At 60.1% G+C, this 19,584-nt stretch carries 24 protein-coding genes and 4 pseudogenes; 19 read left to right on the forward strand and 9 right to left on the reverse strand.

Annotated elements, in window-relative coordinates; translation table 11 throughout:
* Positions 1–12: 12 nt before the first annotated feature.
* The 4 genes and pseudogenes from MUN79_RS22215 to MUN79_RS22235 all read right to left on the reverse strand — a co-directional run bounded on the left by MUN79_RS22215 (position 13) and on the right by MUN79_RS22235 (position 3,853).
* Entirely contained in the window at positions 13–525 is a 513-nt protein-coding gene (locus MUN79_RS22215) for a hypothetical protein (protein ID WP_244674727.1), read from the reverse strand.
* An 8-nt stretch (positions 526–533) separates the two neighbouring features.
* Positions 534–1,295 (reverse strand): prolipoprotein diacylglyceryl transferase, encoded by a 762-nt coding sequence (locus tag MUN79_RS22220; RefSeq protein ID WP_244674728.1) that lies wholly within the window; start codon positions 1,293–1,295, stop codon positions 534–536.
* A gap of 203 nt (positions 1,296–1,498) precedes the next feature.
* A pseudogene (locus MUN79_RS22225) lies at positions 1,499–2,535 on the reverse strand (LLM class flavin-dependent oxidoreductase).
* Between the two features lie 283 nt (positions 2,536–2,818).
* Positions 2,819–3,853: an SDR family NAD(P)-dependent oxidoreductase gene (locus MUN79_RS22235; protein WP_244674730.1), complete on the reverse strand. Its 1,035-nt coding sequence runs from the start codon at positions 3,851–3,853 to the stop codon at positions 2,819–2,821.
* Positions 3,854–4,034: 181 nt separating this feature from the next.
* On the opposite strand from MUN79_RS22235, the gene MUN79_RS22240 reads away from it, so the two are divergent.
* The 8 genes and pseudogenes from MUN79_RS22240 to MUN79_RS22270 all read left to right on the forward strand — a co-directional run bounded on the left by MUN79_RS22240 (position 4,035) and on the right by MUN79_RS22270 (position 8,554).
* Positions 4,035–4,538, forward strand: coding sequence for a hypothetical protein (locus tag MUN79_RS22240; protein WP_244674731.1), 504 nt, complete (start codon positions 4,035–4,037; stop codon positions 4,536–4,538).
* A gap of 168 nt (positions 4,539–4,706) precedes the next feature.
* Positions 4,707–4,874: pseudogene (locus MUN79_RS32015) on the forward strand (HAD hydrolase-like protein); the annotation flags it as partial.
* A 59-nt stretch (positions 4,875–4,933) separates the two neighbouring features.
* Entirely contained in the window at positions 4,934–5,335 is a 402-nt protein-coding gene (locus tag MUN79_RS22245) for an HAD family hydrolase (protein ID WP_244674732.1), read from the forward strand.
* A gap of 570 nt (positions 5,336–5,905) precedes the next feature.
* Entirely contained in the window at positions 5,906–6,541 is a 636-nt protein-coding gene (locus MUN79_RS22250) for an SDR family NAD(P)-dependent oxidoreductase (RefSeq protein WP_244674733.1), read from the forward strand.
* Positions 6,531–6,725, forward strand: a complete 195-nt coding sequence (locus MUN79_RS22255) for an SDR family oxidoreductase (protein WP_244674734.1) — start codon at positions 6,531–6,533, stop codon at positions 6,723–6,725. The genes MUN79_RS22250 and MUN79_RS22255 overlap by 11 nt, the downstream gene beginning before the upstream one ends.
* 340 nt (positions 6,726–7,065) lie before the next feature.
* Entirely contained in the window at positions 7,066–7,566 is a 501-nt protein-coding gene (locus MUN79_RS22260; RefSeq protein WP_244674735.1) for a helix-turn-helix domain-containing protein, read from the forward strand.
* On the forward strand, positions 7,563–7,667 hold the full coding sequence (locus tag MUN79_RS22265; protein WP_244674736.1) for a helix-turn-helix domain-containing protein: 105 nt from the start codon (positions 7,563–7,565) through the stop codon (positions 7,665–7,667). Before MUN79_RS22260 ends, MUN79_RS22265 begins: the two co-directional genes overlap by 4 nt.
* 86 nt (positions 7,668–7,753) lie before the next feature.
* Entirely contained in the window at positions 7,754–8,554 is an 801-nt protein-coding gene (locus MUN79_RS22270; RefSeq protein WP_244674737.1) for an organic hydroperoxide resistance protein, read from the forward strand.
* Positions 8,555–9,077: 523 nt separating this feature from the next.
* On the opposite strand, the gene MUN79_RS22275 is transcribed toward MUN79_RS22270, so the two are convergent.
* Positions 9,078–9,416, reverse strand: a complete 339-nt coding sequence (locus MUN79_RS22275; RefSeq protein WP_244674738.1) for a hypothetical protein — start codon at positions 9,414–9,416, stop codon at positions 9,078–9,080.
* Positions 9,417–9,534: 118 nt separating this feature from the next.
* Here MUN79_RS22275 and MUN79_RS22280 point away from each other — a divergent pair, with 118 nt between their 5' ends.
* Complete coding sequence (locus MUN79_RS22280; RefSeq protein ID WP_244674739.1) at positions 9,535–9,933, forward strand: hypothetical protein; 399 nt, start codon at positions 9,535–9,537, stop codon at positions 9,931–9,933.
* A 1,146-nt stretch (positions 9,934–11,079) separates the two neighbouring features.
* Here the strand turns inward: MUN79_RS22280 and MUN79_RS30300 are convergent.
* Positions 11,080–11,460, reverse strand: a complete 381-nt coding sequence (locus MUN79_RS30300; RefSeq protein WP_311136796.1) for a TSUP family transporter — start codon at positions 11,458–11,460, stop codon at positions 11,080–11,082.
* 8 nt (positions 11,461–11,468) lie between these two features.
* On the opposite strand from MUN79_RS30300, the gene MUN79_RS30305 reads away from it, so the two are divergent.
* On the forward strand, positions 11,469–11,657 hold the full coding sequence (locus MUN79_RS30305) for a hypothetical protein (protein WP_262923092.1): 189 nt from the start codon (positions 11,469–11,471) through the stop codon (positions 11,655–11,657).
* Here MUN79_RS30305 and MUN79_RS30310 read toward each other — a convergent pair.
* Positions 11,639–11,854 (reverse strand): annotated as a pseudogene (locus tag MUN79_RS30310) (TSUP family transporter); the annotation flags it as partial. The gene MUN79_RS30305 and the pseudogene MUN79_RS30310 overlap by 19 nt on opposite strands.
* 150 nt (positions 11,855–12,004) lie before the next feature.
* Here MUN79_RS30310 and MUN79_RS22290 point away from each other — a divergent pair.
* The 9 genes from MUN79_RS22290 to MUN79_RS22330 all read left to right on the forward strand — a co-directional run bounded on the left by MUN79_RS22290 (position 12,005) and on the right by MUN79_RS22330 (position 18,737).
* Positions 12,005–12,676: an MFS transporter gene (locus tag MUN79_RS22290; RefSeq protein ID WP_244674740.1), complete on the forward strand. Its 672-nt coding sequence runs from the start codon at positions 12,005–12,007 to the stop codon at positions 12,674–12,676.
* Positions 12,677–12,687: 11 nt separating this feature from the next.
* A complete protein-coding gene (locus tag MUN79_RS22295; protein ID WP_244678379.1) occupies positions 12,688–13,587 on the forward strand; it encodes an MFS transporter in 900 nt (299 codons plus the stop codon).
* A 61-nt stretch (positions 13,588–13,648) separates the two neighbouring features.
* Positions 13,649–14,071 (forward strand): aldolase/citrate lyase/malate synthase family protein, encoded by a 423-nt coding sequence (locus MUN79_RS22300; RefSeq protein ID WP_244674741.1) that lies wholly within the window; start codon positions 13,649–13,651, stop codon positions 14,069–14,071.
* Positions 14,072–14,280: 209 nt separating this feature from the next.
* Positions 14,281–14,544 (forward strand): hypothetical protein, encoded by a 264-nt coding sequence (locus MUN79_RS22305; protein WP_244674742.1) that lies wholly within the window; start codon positions 14,281–14,283, stop codon positions 14,542–14,544.
* Positions 14,541–15,299, forward strand: coding sequence for a hypothetical protein (locus MUN79_RS22310; protein ID WP_244674743.1), 759 nt, complete (start codon positions 14,541–14,543; stop codon positions 15,297–15,299). The genes MUN79_RS22305 and MUN79_RS22310 overlap by 4 nt, the downstream gene beginning before the upstream one ends.
* A gap of 87 nt (positions 15,300–15,386) precedes the next feature.
* On the forward strand, positions 15,387–16,427 hold the full coding sequence (locus MUN79_RS22315; protein WP_244674744.1) for an LLM class flavin-dependent oxidoreductase: 1,041 nt from the start codon (positions 15,387–15,389) through the stop codon (positions 16,425–16,427).
* Positions 16,428–16,534: 107 nt separating this feature from the next.
* The gene (locus MUN79_RS22320; protein WP_244674745.1) at positions 16,535–16,987 is read left to right on the forward strand and encodes an ankyrin repeat domain-containing protein; all 453 of its coding nucleotides are present in this window, start codon (positions 16,535–16,537) and stop codon (positions 16,985–16,987) included.
* 319 nt (positions 16,988–17,306) lie between these two features.
* The gene (locus MUN79_RS22325; protein ID WP_311136564.1) at positions 17,307–18,188 is read left to right on the forward strand and encodes a bile acid:sodium symporter family protein; all 882 of its coding nucleotides are present in this window, start codon (positions 17,307–17,309) and stop codon (positions 18,186–18,188) included.
* Between the two features lie 312 nt (positions 18,189–18,500).
* Positions 18,501–18,737 carry a hypothetical protein gene (locus MUN79_RS22330; RefSeq protein WP_244674746.1) on the forward strand — a complete coding sequence of 79 codons (237 nt, stop codon included), beginning with the start codon at positions 18,501–18,503 and terminating at the stop codon, positions 18,735–18,737.
* Positions 18,738–18,814: 77 nt separating this feature from the next.
* On the opposite strand, the gene MUN79_RS22335 is transcribed toward MUN79_RS22330, so the two are convergent.
* Positions 18,815–19,336 carry a dienelactone hydrolase family protein gene (locus MUN79_RS22335; RefSeq protein WP_262922922.1) on the reverse strand — a complete coding sequence of 174 codons (522 nt, stop codon included), beginning with the start codon at positions 19,334–19,336 and terminating at the stop codon, positions 18,815–18,817.
* Positions 19,337–19,376: 40 nt separating this feature from the next.
* A pseudogene (locus tag MUN79_RS32020) lies at positions 19,377–19,520 on the reverse strand (hypothetical protein); the annotation flags it as partial.
* Positions 19,521–19,584: the final 64 nt, after the last annotated feature.

Consider the following 19,584-nt stretch of genomic DNA (forward strand, 5'->3'; position numbering starts at 1 on the left):
AGCTCGCTGTAGTTATGACTTTACTGCTATTTTTTTAAATGACCTTTGTGGGATATGCATCAATTGATGTGTAATAAGATGCACATAGAATTCCTTGAATTCAGGATTCAGCTTGATTTCTGAAATATGTCTTAACACATAGGGTTCTCCGGTCCAGATAAACTTTTGCGTCTTTGTATTCCACAGTTGTTCGTTGACAATTTCCACTTTATCAGCTACAAACCAGAATATAAATTCCTTATATTCCAGTAAAGCAGTCGGAATACGACTAATTATCTCTGAATACACTTCGTCCCAGTCACAGCCAATCTTACCGCGTAAAAAACGAACCAGAAGATCAAATTTTATTTTACCGTTGTAGACTTTTGGAGTAGACTTTATGCTTTCATAATACGGCAGTTCCTCCAGCAGCAACCTTACTTTTTTGTGCCGTTCATCAGCAAAGCTCCCATTTTGTACATATTCCCTTTTGCTGCCTGAAGTCTTCATTCTGCTTAGCAACCATCTTTTGTTGTGTTCTCGCATAAGCTTGTTTAGTTAACTCGTGAACTTGGTTGCTGGATTCTCGGCGCCCACAGCCACCCATAATACCCCAGCCCCGCCACGCAGGCCCACTGAATAGCCGTAAGGCCCCAGCCGCTCGGGGCGGGCGTGGGCTTGATGAACTCGACCAGCAAGCGGAACAGCAGGTAACCTATCATAAAAAGCCGGAACCGCCAGCCGTTGGGCAGCGGCCGGCGGCGCTCCAGTAGCCAGAGCGCGGCAGCGAGTACGAGCAGCCAGCCGATTTCGTAAAGGTTGGTAGGGTGGCGCGGGATTCCGTCGCCGAAGTCGATGCCCCAGGGCAGGGCCGTTGGCATGCCGAAGGTGCCATCGGTGAGGCCGGCCAGGTGGCAGCCCACCCGGCCCAGGCCCATGCCCACGATGATGGGAAATACCATCAAATCACCGCTGGAAGTAGTTACGCCAAGGTGCTTTTTGGTTAGCTCCACCCCGATCAGACCGCCGAGCAGGCCGCCCACAATGGTTTTGTTGGTGAAGTAGTACAGCCAGCCGCCGGGTGGGTGCAGCAGCAGCTCCGGATGCTCGAGCAGCCCCAGAGCCCGGGAGCCCAACAGCGCTCCGGCCGCGCAGCCTACGAAAATCCAAAGGCGGTGGTCCTCCGAAATCAGGTCGGTGGTGCGGGCGCGCAGGCGCTGGTAGAGCCGGTAGCCCAGGGAGTAAGCCAACACCTCGAACAGCAGGTGTACCGGCAGTACTAAAGGCCCCAGGGCTAGTTGAACGGGGTAAGTCAAGACAACAGGAGTAGCGAAAAAACCAGGTGGCGCGGTATGGCTCTGCTAAATAAGCAAAACAAGACATAGCAACTGGTATAGCTGTCGGCCCGATGCGGCTTAACTACCAGCCCACTTCTAGCCTACCCCCGCAGGGCGGAACGCGCTACTGCAAACCACCCTTCTAAAGTATTGCAGCGCAATACCGTGACCCTAACTAGCTGTTACCTACCCTCGTTAATCTCCGTCATGATTTCCCCAAACAGCCGGGTGGATTTTAGCCGGTCTTCCTGCGCGTACATCGTGGATGCCGTGATGAGCTCATTGGCCCGGGTTTCGGCCAAAAACGCCTGCAGCTGCTTTTTGACGGTTTGCTTACTGCCGACAAAGGAATACTTGAGCATCTGATGCACGGCCGGATGATGCAGCATTTCTTCCAGCTCCTCGGTCATTTCCGTGGGCGGCTGCAAGGCATCCTTGGCCCCGGTCAGGACTCCGACAAACATTCGGATCAGCGTCGTAAACAGCTTTTGCGCTTCTTCATCGGTATCGGCCACGTAGGCGTTGATGGCCACCAAGGTATAGGGCTGCTGCAGCACGTCCGAAGGGGTAAACTCTTCGTGATAAATCTTTAACGCGCTGTGCAGGTGGGTGGAGGCAAAGTGGCTGGCAAACGCGTAAGGCAAGCCCAGCTTGGCCGCTAAATGTGCGCTGTCGGTGCTGGAGCCCAGGATGTAGACGGGCACTGCGGTGCCCTCGGCAATGGGCACCCTGACCGTTGCCCGTTTGTTTTGCACGGAGAAGTAGTTCTGGATTTTGTCTACCTCCCGCGGAAACGAGTGGGCCGCCTGCATAAAATCCGACCGAATGGCCTGAGCCGTTGCCTGGTCGGTACCCGGTGCCCGGCCCAGGCCCAGGTCGATGCGGCCCGGATACAGCTGCGCCAGCGTACCAAACTGCTCGGCCACCACCAGCGGGGAATGATTGGGGAGCATAATGCCCCGGAGCCCACGCGGATGGTATTCGTGTTTTCGGCAATGTAGCCGATGAGAATGGAAGGGGCGCTGCTGCCGATGTTGTCGGAGTTATGATGCTCGGCCAGCCAGTAGCGCCTGTAGTTGTGCAGCTCTGCTTCCTTGGCCAGGGCCAGCGAGTTATGCAGGGTCTGTTGTACCGTATTCCCTTGCGAGACGATGGCAAGCTCTAAAATCGAATAAGCTACCGGTTGCTTATGCGTGCTGTTGATACCGTTGCTAGGCATTGTTTCTGTTGGTTTAGGGCTTCAGGCTGGTGCCTTGTCAGATCCGCTGGCTAGGGCTTTTTCTGTGCCCAACTTCGCGCGGAAGCCGGCAGGAAGCAGGCGATTCGCAGGCTTAATATCCGTGCTTACCCCGCTGCCGGATTATAAGTAACCCTTCCGGCTGGACCTTGTTTGGAATTGGCTGGGTGCCGAGGGCAGCGGATGGTCAGAAAAAACCCAGGCAGCTTGGCCACGCGTGACCAAACTGCCTGGGCTCTTAGGGCCTAAGCCTGACAATCACCAACTACTCGTTGTTTTCCCGAGCGGCCTTGCGAGTGAGCGTGGTGAGCGGAGAGCGGCTGACGGCCGACTCACTCTCGTAGCCGGTGCGGCGCACGTTGGCGACCGGACTTTCGCCGGTGGCGGGCAGGGCGCGGTTTAGCCAGCTCAGAATGTCGGTGGTGGTGCCGGGCAGCAAGCCGTGGAAGGCGGCCAGGAGCTTGGCGGGCAAGGACAGAATAACTTCCCCGTCGCCGCGGCGGCAGGCATTCCAGATCTGACGAGCGGCCTGGTCGGCGCTCATCGTGATGCCGGGCAGGGAATCGGCCACGCTGAACCAGGCGTATTCTTTCTGCTGCTGGCCTTTCACCATGGCATGGCCGGGGCTGCCGGTGCGCATCAGGCCGGGGCACACGGTGGTTACGCTGATGTCGTACTGGCGCAGCTCGGAGCGGAAGCCTTCCGACAAACCCACCAGGGCAAACTTGCTGGCGCTGTAGGGCATCAGGTGAGGCAAGGCCACTTTACCGCCCAAGGACGAGATATTCACGATGCGGCCCGCGCCCCGGCGGCGCATGCTGGGCAGCACGGCGTACATAGCGTGCAGCGGAGCCCAGAAGTGCAAAGCCATGCACTCTTCGTAGTCGCGCACGTCCATGTTTTCGAGCGGGCCGCCCAGGATGATGCCGGCGTTGTTGATAAGCACGTCAATGGGACCAAAGCGGGTTTCGACTTCGGCCACCATGGACCGCACCTCGGTTTCGCTGGTAATGTCGTGGGCCAGGGTCAGCACGTCCTCGTCGGCGGCTCCGCAGGCGCGCAGGTCCTGGCGGGCGCGCTCCAGCTCGTCGGCGTCGCGGGCGCAGATGGCTACCCGGGCCCCTTCCACCACAGCTTGCCGGGCCAGCACCAAGCCCAGGCCGCGGGAGCCGCCGGTGATGAGCACCACGCGGCCGTTGAGGTCGTAGGAGCCGCGGCGGTTGACGAACAGCGTGGCCGCGGCCATCAGAGCGCCGGCGCCTGCGGCGGCCAGCCAGTTGTTTCGGGTTTGTCGCTTCATGCTCTCTTGTAAGCAAACCCGGCCCCAAAGGTTACACTCAGCTATGCATCAGCCGGGCAAGAAAATATTCGGTCAGGACGTTATTGGCGCCGTACTCCTATTTTTGGCACCATCTTTACGTGGGCAAGGTTGTACTCCCACACATTCCGCCGGGCCCCGTGCCCCGATTTTTCTGATGACGATGAAGACCTATTTGCTGGCCTCCCTCCTGCTTTCAGCCACCGTAGCCCAGGCCCAGACCGCCCCGGTTAAGACCAAAACCAAGACCGATGTGGCGGGTACCACCGTGAAGACCAAGGCGAAGACGACGGCACCGGCCGCCGCGCCGAAGCCCGCGCCTACGCCCTCGGCCGAGAAAGTAGAAGCCAAGGCCAACGCCCTGACCGACAACATGCGCCAGGCCCTGAACCTGACGCCGGCCCAGACCGAAAAGGTCCGCCAGATCAACCTGACCAGTGTGCGCAACGTGGAAACAGCCCGCCTGCAATACCGCACTGATGTGCGCAAGCTCAACGCGGTGGTGGACGACATCGGCCAGTCCCGCCTAGCGATGCTGAAAGATGCCTTGGCCCCGACCAGTTTGCCAAGTATCAGCGCAAGCGCGAGGAAAAAATGGGCGTACCCAATGCCACCGGCAGCCAGGGAAACGCCGCTCCCGGCCTGCCCAGCCGCGACGAGTAACTAGCCCTTTGCCAACTCCATTTCCTGCTCAAAGCGGGGCTGCCTTCCGGGGTGGCCCCGCTTTGTTTTGGGCCTTATTTGCGGCGCAACGTCAACAAAACGAGCCGAACGGGGTTTGTAGGGGCTGGGAGCTTCGCACACGGGGCTCTGGTCTTCACCAACTCCTGAGTAGATGCAGCTTGATCTGGACAGCCTGATTTTTGATTTGGACGGCACCCTCTGGGACGCCACGGACACCGTAACCGAGGGTTTTCGCCGGGCCCGGCAGCAGGTAACCTACGTGCAGCACGACATTACCCTGGAGCAGGTGCGGGCCGTGACGGGTCAGCCCTATCCGGTGGTGTACGAGCGGCTGTTTCCGGACCTGAGCGAGGAGCAGCGCGAGAAATTCCGCCGGATTTGTGCCGTCGAGGAGCTGCGCAGCGCCCAGGAACGGGGCGGCGTGCCCTACCCGAGCTGCGGGCGACGCTGGAGTATCTGCGGCAGAAGTACCGGCTCTTTATTGTCAGCAACTGCCAGACGGGCTATATCGAAGCGTTTCTGGAGCACACCCAGACCGGGGAATACTTCGAGGGCCACCAGTGCTTTGGCACTAAGAACCTACCCAAGGCCGACAATATCCGCGAAATCGTGGCGCAGTTTGGTTTGCAGAAGCCGGCCTACGTGGGCGACACCGAGGGCGACCATAGCGCCTGCCGGGCCAATGGGCTGCCCTTCCTCTTTGCCGCCTACGGTTTCGGCGAGGCACCTGACTTCGAGGCACGGCTCGACACGTTCAGCGACCTGCGGCAGCTGCTGTAGCCGGCGGCGGGCTGTGGGCTACTCGTGTTTTGGGTTGAGCAACGGGTGTTTTGCTTTTGGGCAATGGTGTTTTCAATGGGGCAAGGAGTGTTTTCGATTAGGCAAACAGGGTTTTAGGTTAGCCAAAGGGTCTAACCAGAACGACTGCCAGAATTGCAAGCCACCCGCCAACATCGACCCTGACAAGCAAGCCGAATAGCTAGGGAGCCGGAGCCTGTTCTGCCCGCTCTTCACTCCACGTGCCGGCCGCAGAAACGCGCTACGCCGGAGTTCACGAAGCCCATCCCCGATTGCGCTTATTGAACTTTGATTCCGTGAACGAGTTTTTTGAACTCAAACTGAATATTGGAGGGTGTTTACTGTGCTTGTCGGCACCCACAAGGAGCGGTTCAGGGAAACGAGCGTTCAGACAACTACTGTGGGTTCAAGCGTGGCAGCCCGTGCATTGCTACGACCGATAGACCCGGCAACGATATACGTAATGGCCGAATAGGTATAAGTGGGGAGCTTGGGGTCGGTCGGACCTTTGTTCGGTCAACCACCCTACTTTTTTGCGCAAGCATCCTCCCCATGAGCAAAGTACTTTTCATCACCGGCACGTCCAAAGGATTTGGGCGCATTTGGGCCGAAGCTGCCCTGGCGCAGGGCCACCAGGTCGTGGCCACGGCCCGCGACATCAACTCCCTATCCGAGCTGACGAGCCGCTACGGCGCGGCCGTGTTGCCCCTGGCACTGGACGTAACCGACCGCGACGCCTGTGTGGCGGCGGTCACCCAGGCTCAGGCACACTTCGGCCGCCTCGACGTGTTGATTTCCAACGCCGGTTACGGCCACTTTGGCTACGTCGAAGAAATCACGGAGGACGAAGCCCGGCAGCAACTGGAAACCAACGTCTTCGGTTCGCTGTGGGTTATCCAGGCGGTGCTGCCCATCATGCGCGCCCAGCAGCAGGGGCACATCATTCAGGTGTCGAGCATCGGCGGTGTCATGGCCTTTCCGAACCTGGGCATCTACCACGCCTCGAAGTGGGCCGTGGAAGGCTTGTGCGAAAGCCTGAGCCAGGAAGTAAAGCCCCTCAACATTCACGTCACCTTGGTAGAGCCGGGGGCTACGCCACCGACTGGGGACCTCCTCGGCCGTACACAGCGCGCCGAACCCCGCGTACGAATCTCAGCGCGCCGCCATGCAGCAGCGCATGGCCGGTAGTGCCGCCTACATGGGCAAGCCGGAGGCCACGGGCGAGGCGATACTCCAGCTGCTAGCGGCCGAAACGCCCCCCTTGCGCTTGTTGCTCGGTGCCATGCCGCTGCGGATGATTGAGCCCACCTACCAACAGCGGCTTACCACTTGGAAGGAGTGGCAGCCGGTGGCTGAAAAAGCGCAGGGGTAAATCACGTACACCTTGCCTACTGGCTGCCCGCCAGTAGGCAACATTTTACTCGTTTTATGTCCACTATCACCTCCATCGACTCCATCCATGCGCTGCACGCCCGCCTCGGCGACAAGCCCAAGCACCCGCTGCTAACGGTGCTTGACATGGCCGACTTGCCCCAACCGGCGGAGGCCTATTCCGTGCGGCTGGGCTTGTACGGCATCGTCAGCAAGCAATTCGACGGGGTGTTGGGCTACGGCCGGGGCCGGTACGACTTCCAGGAGGGCACGCTCTTGTTCACGGCCCCCAACCAAGTGCTGACGACCAGCGCCGAGGGCACATCAAGGAAGGCTGGGGCGTGTACTTTCACACCGACTTGCTGCGGGGCACCGAACTGGGCCGGAAAATCGAGCAGTACCAGTTTTTCTACTACGACAGCCACGAAGCCCTGCACGTCTCGGACGACGAGCACCGCCTCCTCCGCCAGTGCGTCGACCAACTGCGGCACGAGTGCGCGCTGCCCATTGATGCCCATACGCAAGGGGTACTGGTCAGCCAGCTGGAGCTGCTGCTGCAATACTGCAACCGCTTCTACGCCCGGCAGTTCATCACCCGCGCCCCGCTGAACTCGGACTTGCTGCAGCAGTTTGAGCTGCTGCTCAAAAGCTACTTCACGGGCGACACGCTGGCCGAGCACGGCCTGCCCAGCGTCGCGTACCTGGCGGGCAAGCTGCGCGTGTCGGCGGCCTACCTGACGGACGTGCTGCACAAAACCACGGGCAAGACCACCCAGGAATACATCCACCTGGAGCTGGTGGAGCGGGCCAAGACCCTGCTCTGGGTACCGACAAGCGCGTGAGCGAAATTGCCTACGAGCTGGGCTTTGCCTATCCTTCGCACTTCACCAAGCTCTTCAAAAGCAAAACCGGCCAGTCCCCGCGCGACTTCCGGCAAGGCTAGTGCCCCAACCTTCCATTCAACCCGCTCCCACCGGCCGCGGCGCCGACGGCCAGCGACGCCCTTTTTATTTCTTCAACCTCCCCATCATGACCGAAATACCCGCCATCATCACCCCGTACGACGCCGGCCAAGCCACCTCCATCGGCGGGCGCGACGGCCGCATTGTCTCCGACAACGGCGCGCTCGCGCTGGAACTCACCCTGCCGCGCCACTTGGGCGGCCGCGAGCGGGCGGGCGCCAGTAACCCCGAGCAGCTGTTTGCCGCTGGCTACGCCGCCTGCTTCGGCAACCTGCTCATGGGCATGGCCCGCCAGCAAAAGCTGCGGGTGGGCGAAATCACGGTGGATGCCCACGTGGCGATGGGCGGCACCGCCGACCGCAAGGCTCAACTGGCCGCCCGCCTGGCCGTCAACCTGCCCGACTTGAGCCAAGCCCAGGCGGAGGAACTCGTGGCGCAGGCACACGAGAACTGCCCCTACTCGCGGGCCGTGCGGGGCAACATCGCCGTGGACATCACCGTGACAACCCACCCGGCGGGGCGTAGCGACAAACCCATGCGCGCATTGCTCACGTTAGTTCACACAAACGGTGGTTACTTTTATTTCTATGCAAAAGCCAGTTGGTTCTTTCGTCGTAGTCGATTCCTTATGGATCAACAATTTGGGTTGGGTGCTGATAGGAGAACCCTCAGGGCAAGCGGAGCCTGGGAATCAGTTGGTTTTTCCAGCTGGCACTACGCTTTAATCAAGTCCATACAAGTGTTTAGGGGGCGTGAAAGGTGGAAAATTGGGCTTGTCATCAGTCGTAGCCAAGTACCAGGTGGGCGCGATTTCCCCGAAAAGGAAGTTATCGGGTTCACGGCTCACATCCTGTCACCAAATGCCTGATAGCTCATCATGCAATTGTCTAGCGAAACGAAGGACTTTTAGAGGCCATGTAGTGAGTCTGGTAGCTGGGTTAGTTGCTCTTTTGTTAGGTCAGGCATCTGAAAGCTGTTGGCTTCGATGTGGGCGTACCACGCATCGGGTATAGCGAGGTTATGCCCTTCCACATAGTCCGCTACATCATCGAGCCAGCAGCGCTGCCCATCAGTGACTATACACAGCGAACCCATGGTGCGCTGGCCAGTAAATGGAGAAGGAAAATGGACCCGACTCGTAACACTAAGCAGGTGACCGCTGCGCAGGTACGCCAACAGCCTAGGCAGATCGTAGCGCGCCACTCGGCTCGGATCCACAAACTGTTGGGCGCTAGGATACGCGGCATAGGCAGGCCCGTATTCTTGCCAGTACCCATACCAAGCATAAGGCCAATGGTGCAGCGAAAGAATTGCAGTCATAGACGAAGGTGGCACTAGAAGGGAGGATATCAAAATGGTGTTCAGCCAAACGGTTCGAAAGCTAAACGAGCCTAAAAATTGCTCAGCCACTCGTCACTTGGTATGCCCACTGAGACCACAGCTCCGCCGTCGAAGCTCAACTCGAACCCGGCCTCATCTCGAAGCCAATAACGAGCTTCTTGCTCGTTTTCCTTCTGGGTGAAACGTAACTGGGCCCCTTGCCACTCAAAGGCTCCCACGATAGTTTTGCAGCCGACACACACCACATATAGCTCACGCACTTCCTGAAAATGGTACACGCGCAGCACCAGCCGGCGCAACGAGGGGCTGAACATCCACAGCATTGCTGACCAACCCGTGTGCTCATTCAGCAGAGCTTGTATTCGGACCGGGTCATCGGTATGTTCCATTCAGAAGGGAAGATGTATGAAAAGGTCTGCTAAAGCTACTTTCCTTATTCACGTAAGCGGTCCAATTACTGAAACGAGGGTTTTACCTTGCTAACAAGTTAGCTTTTATCTTTTTGGTATGAGTGTATTTATCCAGCTAGACGAGCGATTGGCGAGCTTCGCTACCGGGCAACACGCTCGGCTGACTCGCGACCGTGACGGCTCCACGCTTCAGCCCCGTGCCAACAATTCCGGCTTCGAAGAACGGCGCATCGATTGGAAACGCGACGAGTTTAACGTGGCCATTCTCATCCAGCCCCATTTCGAGGGTATGACCATTGACACCAGCCGGTGGCATTTTATTGCCGTTGCGTGGGTGCATGTGGTAGGGAGGGGGAAGCATGTCGCGGAGCTGCGCTTGGTCAGCGGTCGGCCCTTCCCCGAAATTGAGGCGTGCGTGGACGAGTTGCTTGCGGCGGCCCTCACGCTTTTGAATGGCTTACAACGGCACGACTTACGACCTCTAGGGTTCGAATAAGGGACGAGAAGTGCGTTCAGCGAAACGGTCCAAAAAGTAAAATGAGAGTCTTATCAGTCACCGTAAATGAGTCCCAGCGCGATGGTGGCCCCAAAGGCCCAACATAGCAGAAAGGCCCCACCCCGCACGCACTGAGTAAGAGGACCGCCCCGTCCAGCGATAGGAGCGCATCAGCGCGGCATGTCCTGCAGCGCCCAATAGGAGTACGGCGCCAAGCAGCAGATACATGATGGTGGGTGCACCTGGACCATGGGGAAGGCTTACTATGTACCACAGAAAGAAGATGCTCCCAAGGCACGCCCCCAGCCACCCAACGCTCAATGTAAGCGAGAGAAGGCGCAAGCCCAGCGGCTGGGAAGGGAGCGCAAGGCGGACCAACCAAGAGAAGATCATGGAGCGGGTGTGTTAGGTCGCAAACTGACGTGAAGTGTTCCCAAAAAAGGATCAAAAAGCAGAGGATGGGTAATCAAAGGCACAACCCGAAGTGGCCGGTCAATTCTCCAAAACCAAAATCGTGTCCGATAGAACCTCTTGTTGCTTAGGTGTGCAGGGTTTCAGAGTAAAAACAATGCCTCGCCCAAGATAGAGTTTCTTATCTGAGTCTGAGGTGTAGCGAAACAGTTGGCTCACGGCGTAATGCTTCGTGACGTGGGCCTGGGCTGGCACGAATTCACAGGGAGGAATAACCGCCTGGTTAAGCATCATGTGGTCAATGTTATGGTCCAGAAGTACCCCACGACCTCGTTGGAGGAGCACCGAGGCCTGTCCCGTGTACCACAGGGGGTAGGGCGGTTGTTGGTGATACGCAACGCGACGGTATCAGTCAACGCGTACGTGGGTTTCGGCTGGAGCACCTGGACGGTGACCGATGGTGTAGCCGGCACCACCGTATGAGCAGCGCGCTGAGCGGGCTGACCCGGCTCGCAGGAGAGGCCCAGAGCCATCCCTGCGAAGAGCGCGACGGAGCGGCTCAAGTACTCGACGCCCATTCGGCGACCCCATGAGGTGGGAAATGTCAGAAGAGGCATGCAAGTGAAGTGTATGACCCAGGTTCAGCCAAACGGTGGTTTCAATTCGTCAAGAAGTGTGTTGAGTTAGCCGATTGTCGTGTTGCACCCGGCAACTGAGGATGACCAAGGACCGCCGCTACGCCGCCTTGAAGGTTTCCCAGCCCAGCTTGAGAATCATGCCGCAGACAACCACCAGGAAGAGCACCCGCACGAAGCCCACGCCCTGCTTGAGGGCCATGCGGGCCCCGAGCGTGGAGCCCAGCATGTTGCAGGCGGCCATGGGCAGGGCAATGTGCCAGATAATCTGGCCGGTGTAGGCAAAATAGGCCAGGCTGGTCAGGTTGGTGGCCACGTTGACCAGCTTGGATGAGGCCGAGGCGCTCAGGAAGTCGTAGCCGAACAGCCCCACGAAGGCAAAGAGCAGAAAGCTGCCGGTGCCGGGCCCGAAAAACCCGTCGTAGAAGCCGATAATCAGGCCGATGGCTACGCCGTAGAGCGGTTCCTTTTGCTCGGGCAGGCGGGGGCGTGAATGGAGCCAAAATCCTTACGCCAGAAGGTGTAGATGGCAATAACGACCAGCAAGCCCAGCACCAGGGGCCGGAGCAGCTCGGAAGGCAGCAGCGTGACCAGGCGGGCCCCAGAAAGGAGAAAACCCCGGCCGTAACGGCGGCGGCGCCCACGGCTTTCCAGCGAATGGGCACCTGCCCCATGTAGCGGCGCAGGGCCGCGGCCGTACCGGCAATGGACGACACCTTGCCCGTACCCAGAATGGTGGGCACCGGCACGCCCGGCAGCAGCAGCAGCATGGCCGGCAGCTGAATCAGGCCGCCGCCGCCCACGATAGAGTCAATAAAACCAGCCAGAAAAGCAAAAGCGCAGAGCAGCGCCAGCGTCGTGTCGAGAAAGTCCATAAGCGGCGGCAAAGATACGGGCGCACTTTTCCCGGGAGCTTGCGTAAAGGAGGTATTTTTCAGGGTTTCAAGGCCCCATTTCTCAGGTGCAGGCTTACGCGGCCCGGGGAAGTTCGGACCCTGCGGCCGTTTCTACCGTACCTTCGGGCCATGACCGAAAATCTGACCCAGCGCAGCAAGATGCTGACGCTGGCCGGGGTGCTGCTCGCCCTGTTTCTGAGTTCTCTCGACCAAACCATCGTTTCGACGGCCTTGCCGCGCATCGTGGCCGACCTACACGGCTTCGACCGGTTCGCCTGGGTGGCCACGGCCTACTTAGTTGCCAGCACGGCGTTGGTGCCGGTGTATGGCAAGCTGGCCGACATGTACTCGCGCCGCAATATCGAGGTCACCGCCATCCTGATTTTCCTGACTGGCTCGGCGCTGTGCGGCCTGGCCGGGGAGTTTGGCACCCTGCCCCTGCTGGGCGACGGAATGAGTCAGCTCATCATCTTCCGGGCGTTGCAGGGGCTGGGTGGGGCCGGGCTGCTGGCCATGGCCTTTATCATCATTGCCGACCTGTTTTCGCCGGCCGAGCGGGGCAAGTACCAGGGCTTCGTGGGGGCCACGTTCGGAACAGCCTCGGTGCTGGGGCCGTTTCTGGGCGGCCTGCTCACCGACCACGGCTCGGGCCTGCTGCCGGGCATTGCGGGTTGGCGACTGGTGTTTTACGTCAACCTGCCCCTGGGTTTGCTGGCGCTCTGGTTTATTCTTTCCCGCATGCCCCGGCTTAAGCCCGGGGTGAGAAAAAGCCCCTGGACTACCTCTCGGCCCTGCTGCTGATCAGCAGCTTGGTGCCGCTGGTGCTGGGCTTGCAGCTCAACAAGGCCGTGCACGGCTGGACCTCGCCGCTCACGCTGGGCCTGCTGGGTGGGGCGGCGCTGGCCATGCTCTTGTTTGTGCTGCGGTCCTTGAACTCGGCCAACCCGATTCTGGACTTCACGCTGTTTCGCAACCCGGTGTTTCGCTCCGCGAACATTGCCCTGTTTCTGCTGGGCGGCGCGTTTCTGAGCATCGTCATCTTCGAGCCCCTGTTTATGGTCAACGTGGTGGGCGTGTCGGCCACGCAGGCTGGGGTAAGCTTGATTCCGCTGTCGATGGGCGTGGTGAGCGGCTCGATGCTGGCGGGACAGATGGTGGCCCGCTTCGGCCATTACAAACGCTGGATGCTGGGCGGCGGCCTGATTCTGATTACCGGACAGGCCCTGCTGGCTACTATGCCGGCCACGGCCTCCTACCAGCAGGTGCTGCTCTACGTGCTGATTTGCGGCCTGGGCCTGGGCCCGAGCATGCCGCTCTACACCCTGGCTATTCAGAACGCCATTGACCCCGGCTTTACTGGTCAGGCTACCTCGGCCTGCCAGTTTTTCCGGCAGATTGGCGGGGCCATTGCCGCCGCCCTGCTCGGCACCGTGCTGACGCTGAGCCTGGCCCAAACCCTGCCCGCTCCTACCGCGCCGGCCGCGGCTTCTACCCTGGCAGTTCAGGCCGAGAGCCCCACGGTGGTGACTCCGGCGGCCCCGCCCACGCCCGAAGTGCGCGCGGCCTTTGCCCACGGCATTTCCCGGGTGTATTTCTGCACCCTGTGCCTGGTACTCTGCGGCTGGCTGGCCACCATGTTTATTCCGGAATTGCCCCTGCGTACCTCCAATGCCTGCAAGCCCGCTGCCCCGGTACTGGTCGGCGCGAAATAGACTAGGCTAAAAGCGGCTCAGCCTATATATTGCGAGCTAGTGAATAGTATCCTAGCTCGTTATGTCCTACTTACAGCCTTATCATTTCGCCCGATTTCAGGCCGCCGGCTTTTTGGGATTTTACCAGCGCGTACGGCGGAGCGGCGGCATCTTATGCTTTGATCTGGAAGACGGAATTCAGCACCCCGACCCGGAACGCTGCCTGTTGCTGAAGCGGGAGCAGCGCCGCAACGTGGTAACCCTACTGCGGGAGCTGGCACCCCACCTGGATTTTGCCGGCCTGGGGCTGCGCATCAATGCGCCCGGTACGGCTGCTTACGCCGAAGACGTGCAGGCTTTGCAGCTCCTGCCCCGGCTAGGCTACGTATTTGTGCCCAAGGTAGAAAACGCGGCGCAAGTGCAGACGGTGCACAACGCCCTACCCGCCGAGCGGCTGCCCGAGCTGATTCCGGTGGTGGAAACGGGGCGGGCTTTGACCACCTGACTTCGATTCTGGCAGCGCCCGGGGTTCGGCGCATTGCCTTCGGCCACTGCGACTTCAACCTCAGCCAGGGCAATTTCCCCTTTTTCCACCACGATTCGGCCCGCTACTGGGAGTGGATTGCCATCCTGGACCAGGCCTGCCGACGCGCGGGCAAGGAGCTGCTCAACTCCCCGTTTCTGCAGCTCAATGAGCCTGCCGCCTTTGGGGCGGTGCTGCACCGGGCTGCCGCCTTTGCCAGCCTCACCGGCCAGATTACCCTGTGCCTGGCCCAGACCGAAGCCTGCGCCGCCGACCTGAGCAGCCCTGAAGCGGAAAACAAGACCCCGGAACTGGAACCGGCCCAAGACGTGGTCCAGCGCTTTGAGGCGCACCAGCTGGCTCACGCGTCCTTTGCCCTGGACCCCAGCCGCCGCATTATCAGCCCCCACGAGTACCAAGCGGCCACCCAACTGCTTATTCCGACCCTGTCATGAAGCTCACGGTTGTGGGTGGCTGCTTTCCGGTGCAGCACAATATTTCCCAGGCCGGGCTCTACCACCAGACCCTGAAGCGTGAACTGCAGCAAACGGGCAGGGTAGCGGCCGTGGAGGTGGACGTTATTCGTTATGAGCGGTTTCAGAACTGCCTGGCCAAGATTGCCGCTTCCCACGCCCGGCAGCCTATCGGCGCGCTGCTGTTTCACCTACGGGCCGAGCCGGTGCTGCGCCTGCTCAAGCTCTACTACCGTTACCTCGACGACGCCGGCCGCCTGCGCCACGCCCTCAATCTGCCGTTTCTGCAGCTGGTGCAGCCCGAGAAGTACGACCTGCTGACCGTGCGCCCCCGTACTCCGGCGCCCATCGTGCCCCGCCCGGAAACCCCGAGGCGCCGGCGGCTGCGGGAGCTCAACTACCGGGCGGGCTATGTGCTGGGCAACCGACGCTTTGCCTTTCGGCAGTACGAGCGGCTGGTGAATTCTATTCTGGAGTTTTGTACCCGTCACGCTATTCCGCTCGTCATTATCGGGCCCGTTTCCCGGCCGGCGTCGGTGTATGAAAACCAGCTTTCGGCCGCGCTGCACGAGTACATAGCGTCCCGCCTGCCTGCTTCGGCGGCCGTGCAGTACCTGAACCCCTGGGCGAAACCGACGAGCAGGGCCAGCCGCTGTTCTTCGAAAATGGCATCCACGTCAGCCCCGCCGGGCACGACCGGATGGCGGCCCTGCTGTACCAGGCCATGCTTCCGCTGAAACTACTCGGCCCCGACCCGGTTTTATAGGCTGTTGAACTGCCGAATGGCCCTGCTGTGGCGGCCAACGGCTTTTTACCTTCCGACTATGAACCATCAACCACTTCGCCTGAGTGTCCTGGACCAGTCGCCGGTGCGGCAGGGCGGCACGGCCCGGCAGGCCATCCTCGAAACCGTGGAGCTGGCTCAGCTGGCCGACCGCCTGGGCTACACCCGCTACTGGGTTTCGGAACACCACAACACGGCCACGCTGGCCGGCTCCACGCCTGAGGTGCTGCTGGCCCACCTGGGCGGCCTCACGCAGCATATCCGACTCGGGTCGGGCGGGGTGATGCTGCCCCACTACAGCGCCCTGAAGGTAGCCGAGAACTTCCGCATGCTCGAAACCCTGTTCCCGGGCCGCATCGACCTGGGCGTGGGCCGGGCCCCGGGCTCCGACCGCCTCACGGCCTCGGTGCTGAACCCGGCGAACAACTTTGCCGAGAACGACTTCATTGAGCAACTCATGGATTTGAGCCGCTACCTTACCGACGCCGACGAGCCCGACTCCATCCAGGCCAAGGTGAAAGCCTCGCCGCGGGCTGAAACCGTGCCCGAGCCCTGGATTTTGAGCTCTAGCGGGCAGAGCGGCCTGTTTGCGGCCTACCTGGGCATGGCCTTCTCTTTTGCCCACTTCATCAACCCCAACGGTGGGCCCCAGATGGTGAAAATGTACCAGGACCGGTTTAAGCCCTCGGTGCACCTGCAAAAGCCGCTGGCCAACGTGGCTGTTTTTGTACTCTGCGCTGAGACTGAGGAAAAAGCCCAGCAGCTGCACGAGTCGCTGGCCCTGCAAATGCTTCGTTTGGAGCGCGGTAATCTGCAGCCAATGGGGCCTTACGAAGAAATTAAAGATTACCAATATTCCTCCGCCGACCGGCAGCGGATGGCCTACCACTGGCAGCGCATCGTGAGCGGTACGCCCGCCCAGCTGAAAGTTCAGCTGACGGACTTGGCCCAGCAGTACGGCGTCGAGGAAGTGGTGGCCGTGACCATCACCTACGACTTTGCCGACCGCCGCCGCTCCTATGAGCTACTGGCCGAGGCATTTGCACTTACCCCGAGTCAGGCCCCGGTAGCCAGTATCTAGCTGACTTGGCATATTCCTGGCAAAATTATATATAGCTCCGGATACTCACATCCGGAGCTTTTTTGTATTTTTGCCAACCCTATTGTATTCTGACTTCTCCTAACTCTATGAAAAAGAGTTTTTTCCTGCTTATCCTGTTGGTAAGCCTGGCTTCGGCCGCCGTTGCGCAAACCGCCAGCAAAGAGCTGTACACGGCCGTGGTCAAGAATAAACCCGTGGATGCGGAAGCCCTGCTCAAAGCCGGAGCCGATGCCAATGCCTCCATTGAGGTGGTGCCCGGCTTCCCGACTACGTTTCTGATTACTGCTGCCGGCCACGGCGACCTGGACATGGTAAAAGCCCTGGTGAAGTACAAGGCGCAGGTAAACAAGGCCGATGCCTTCAAAGGCACTGCCCTGATGGCCGCCGCCGGTAAAGGCAAAAAGGACATTGTAGAATTCCTGCTGGCCAGCGGCGCCGATGCCAAAGCCAAGGACGACGACGGTAAAGATGCTCTGGCCCACGCCAAGGAAGGCGGCAACAAGGAAGTTATTGCCCTGATTGAACAGAAGTTGATGTAACCCTAGCGGTTTTCCGGCGACTCCGCTGCCCGTGCCATTTTGCCCGAACCCGCTGCCCCACGCTAGCGCCGGTTCGGGGCAAAGTTGTTTTCGGCCCCGCCCCAGCCGACCCCAACCGCCTACCGCTGCGTACAAGCGCCTATGTCATCTGGTACTCCTCCCCCACTTCTGTTGCTGCCCCAGCGCCCAGCCTGCTTTCCCGCCTTGGTATCGACTGGTTTCTGGGCGCCCTGCTCCTGGCCGTGGGCGCCGCGTATCTGGCCCCGGGCATTGGCAGCAAAAGCAGCCCCGTGCCCTGGTCGGCGCTGACGACCGGGGCGTGGCCGTCATTTTCTTTTTTTACGGGCTGCGGCTGAGCCCCGACAAGCTCAGGGCCGGCATGCGCAACTGGCGCCTGCACTTGGTCACGCAGAGTGCTACGTTCGTGCTGTTTCCGTTGCTGGCTTTGGCCGTGCGGCCGCTGTTTCAGGGGCCCAAGGCCGAGGCGCTGTGGGCCAGCATCTTCTTTCTGACCACGCTGCCTTCCACCGTTTCTACCTCGGTGGTCATGGTTTCCATTGCCCAGGGTAACCTGCCGGCCGCTATTTTCAACGCCAGCATTTCCAGTCTGCTGGGCATTCTGCTCACGCCGTTGTGGGTGAATCTGGTGCTGCACACCGGCGCGGCTCAGGTGGGGCTGGGCGGCATGGTGGCCAGCCTGGGCGGGCAGGTGGTGGTACCCGTAGCCCTGGGCATGCTGCTCAACTCCCGCTTCGGGGCCTGGGCCGAGGCTCACAAGCAGCAGCTGCGCGTCTTCGACCAAGTGATTATTCTGATCCTGGTCTACACGTCCTTTTGCGAGTCCTTTGCCGAAAACCTGTTCCGCGACTACCGCGCCACCGACATTCTGGCCCTGGCCGCTGGCATGGTGACCCTGTTCCTGCTAATCTTCGGCCTGATTACCGGTATCAGCCGCCTGCTGCACTTCTCCGATGAGGACCGGATTACGGCCGTTTTCTGCGGCTCCAAAAAGTCCCTGGTCCACGGCACGGTGCTGGCCAAGGTGCTTTTTGCCAATTCTATAGCCCTAGGCACCCTGCTGCTGCCGCTGATGCTTTACCACGCCCTGCAAATCATGCTGGCCAGCGTAATGGCTCAGGCAGCGGGGCGGCGCATGAAAGCCCGGGAGCAGGCCATGTTGACACCGGCTTCAACCCGGTAGCCCTGCCCCATACTTGAGGGAGTTCTTGTCCAGTTTTCCCGGAGGCGCGGAAAACAAGCGGCCAGTGGCAGCACAGGTGGCTCTTATCAGTCCGACTTGACTTACATAAAGCTCAGCCGTACTGTTATCCAGGGCCTTACCAGTCTTGCACTTAGGCTTGTGCCTGGTACTTTTTAATTATTTAACACAGCAAAAAGGGCCCTACGGCCGTATAGAAGGCACAATTATCTACCAACCCGAATATATTTTCCGCTGATATGAACTATCAAATGGAAAATATGATTGTGGGCCTGAAAACATACCTTCTTTCCTATGCTTACCGTGCAGTTGGCAAATGCTGGATTCTACGAAATTTCCTGGCCAGCCCAAGTAATTGAGGGCACCACCTTTATTCGGCCCGGAGCCCGGGAATCGGTGCGGGTGTTTTTGCCCCGCGACTCTTCCGAGGTGGAAGTATACGCCGGGGCCCTGAAGGATGGCCGCCTGGTGTATCAGGGGCCGGCCGAAACGGCGGCTCAGCTTGAGCTACTCGGCAACCGCAGCAACTAGGCGCGGCAGCCACCGACCTCAAAAAAAGCTCCTGGCACTACTGCCAGGAGCTTTTTTACTTCTAACCCAGTCGGGGCTTAACGCAGCTTTTCCCCGAAGAAAGCTAGGGTCATGGCCCAGGCCTCCTGGGCGGCATCGGCGTTGTAGCTGGGCCGCTCGTCGCAGTGAAAGCCGTGCTCGGCGTAGGAAATAACGGTATTGATGTAGGGCTTGCCGGCCGCGTCCAGGGCCGCGGTTATGGTGTCAATCTGCTCTTTGGGAATGTGCGTGTCCTGCCCGCCCCAGAAAAACAGGTGGGGCGCGTGCAGCTCACCGGCCCGGCCGGCCAAGTGGTGAGTGCCCCCGCCGTAGTATGACACGCCCGCTGAGAGCGGCACCACGGCATTGGCCAGAAATGACACCCGCCCGCCCAGGCAGAACCCAATGCTGCCGATTTTCTCGGTCACGTTGTCCTGGGCCTGCAGCCAAGCATAGGCGGCCTGTACGTCGGCCGTCAGGCCTTCGGGGTAATGGCTTGGAAGTGGGGCGCGGCGCTGGGAAAGTCGGTGTATGGAATTTCCAGACCGGCCGGGGCGCTGCGGTGAAACAGCTCGGGGCAATAACGACGTAGCCGGCCTGGGCCAGACGGTCGGCCACGTTGCGGATGTGGCCGTTGACGCCGAAGGCTTCCTGGAGCAGGATGATGCCCGGGTGCGGCCCGGCGGTGGCGGGAAACGCGGTGTAGGCGTTGAACTGGGTGTTGTCGTTGGCGGCGGTCAGGGCAACGGCGTTGGGGTAGCTCATCGGAGGGTGTGGTTGGTAGGTAGATGAGTTGCTAAAGCCGGTTACGAAAGACTTTGTTTTGGCT

Source organism: Hymenobacter cellulosilyticus, from assembly GCF_022919215.1.
GTDB lineage: Bacteria > Bacteroidota > Bacteroidia > Cytophagales > Hymenobacteraceae > Hymenobacter > Hymenobacter cellulosilyticus.

Bases quoted from the DNA above. Each gene is read 5' to 3' on its own strand.
- MUN79_RS22215 (WP_244674727.1), bottom strand. From the start codon at position 525: ATGCGAGAACACAACAAAAGATGGTTGCTAAGCAGAATGAAGACTTCA.
- MUN79_RS22235 (WP_244674730.1), bottom strand. From the start codon at position 3,853: ATGAAGCGACAAACCCGAAACAACTGGCTGGCCGCCGCAGGCGCCGGC.
- MUN79_RS22240 (WP_244674731.1), top strand. From the start codon at position 4,035: ATGAAGACCTATTTGCTGGCCTCCCTCCTGCTTTCAGCCACCGTAGCC.
- MUN79_RS22250 (WP_244674733.1), top strand. From the start codon at position 5,906: ATGAGCAAAGTACTTTTCATCACCGGCACGTCCAAAGGATTTGGGCGC.
- MUN79_RS22255 (WP_244674734.1), top strand. From the start codon at position 6,531: ATGGCCGGTAGTGCCGCCTACATGGGCAAGCCGGAGGCCACGGGCGAG.
- MUN79_RS22270 (WP_244674737.1), top strand. From the start codon at position 7,754: ATGACCGAAATACCCGCCATCATCACCCCGTACGACGCCGGCCAAGCC.
- MUN79_RS22275 (WP_244674738.1), bottom strand. From the start codon at position 9,416: ATGGAACATACCGATGACCCGGTCCGAATACAAGCTCTGCTGAATGAG.
- MUN79_RS22280 (WP_244674739.1), top strand. From the start codon at position 9,535: ATGAGTGTATTTATCCAGCTAGACGAGCGATTGGCGAGCTTCGCTACC.
- MUN79_RS22290 (WP_244674740.1), top strand. From the start codon at position 12,005: ATGACCGAAAATCTGACCCAGCGCAGCAAGATGCTGACGCTGGCCGGG.
- MUN79_RS22300 (WP_244674741.1), top strand. From the start codon at position 13,649: ATGTCCTACTTACAGCCTTATCATTTCGCCCGATTTCAGGCCGCCGGC.
- MUN79_RS22310 (WP_244674743.1), top strand. From the start codon at position 14,541: ATGAAGCTCACGGTTGTGGGTGGCTGCTTTCCGGTGCAGCACAATATT.
- MUN79_RS22315 (WP_244674744.1), top strand. From the start codon at position 15,387: ATGAACCATCAACCACTTCGCCTGAGTGTCCTGGACCAGTCGCCGGTG.
- MUN79_RS22320 (WP_244674745.1), top strand. From the start codon at position 16,535: ATGAAAAAGAGTTTTTTCCTGCTTATCCTGTTGGTAAGCCTGGCTTCG.
- MUN79_RS22330 (WP_244674746.1), top strand. From the start codon at position 18,501: ATGCTTACCGTGCAGTTGGCAAATGCTGGATTCTACGAAATTTCCTGG.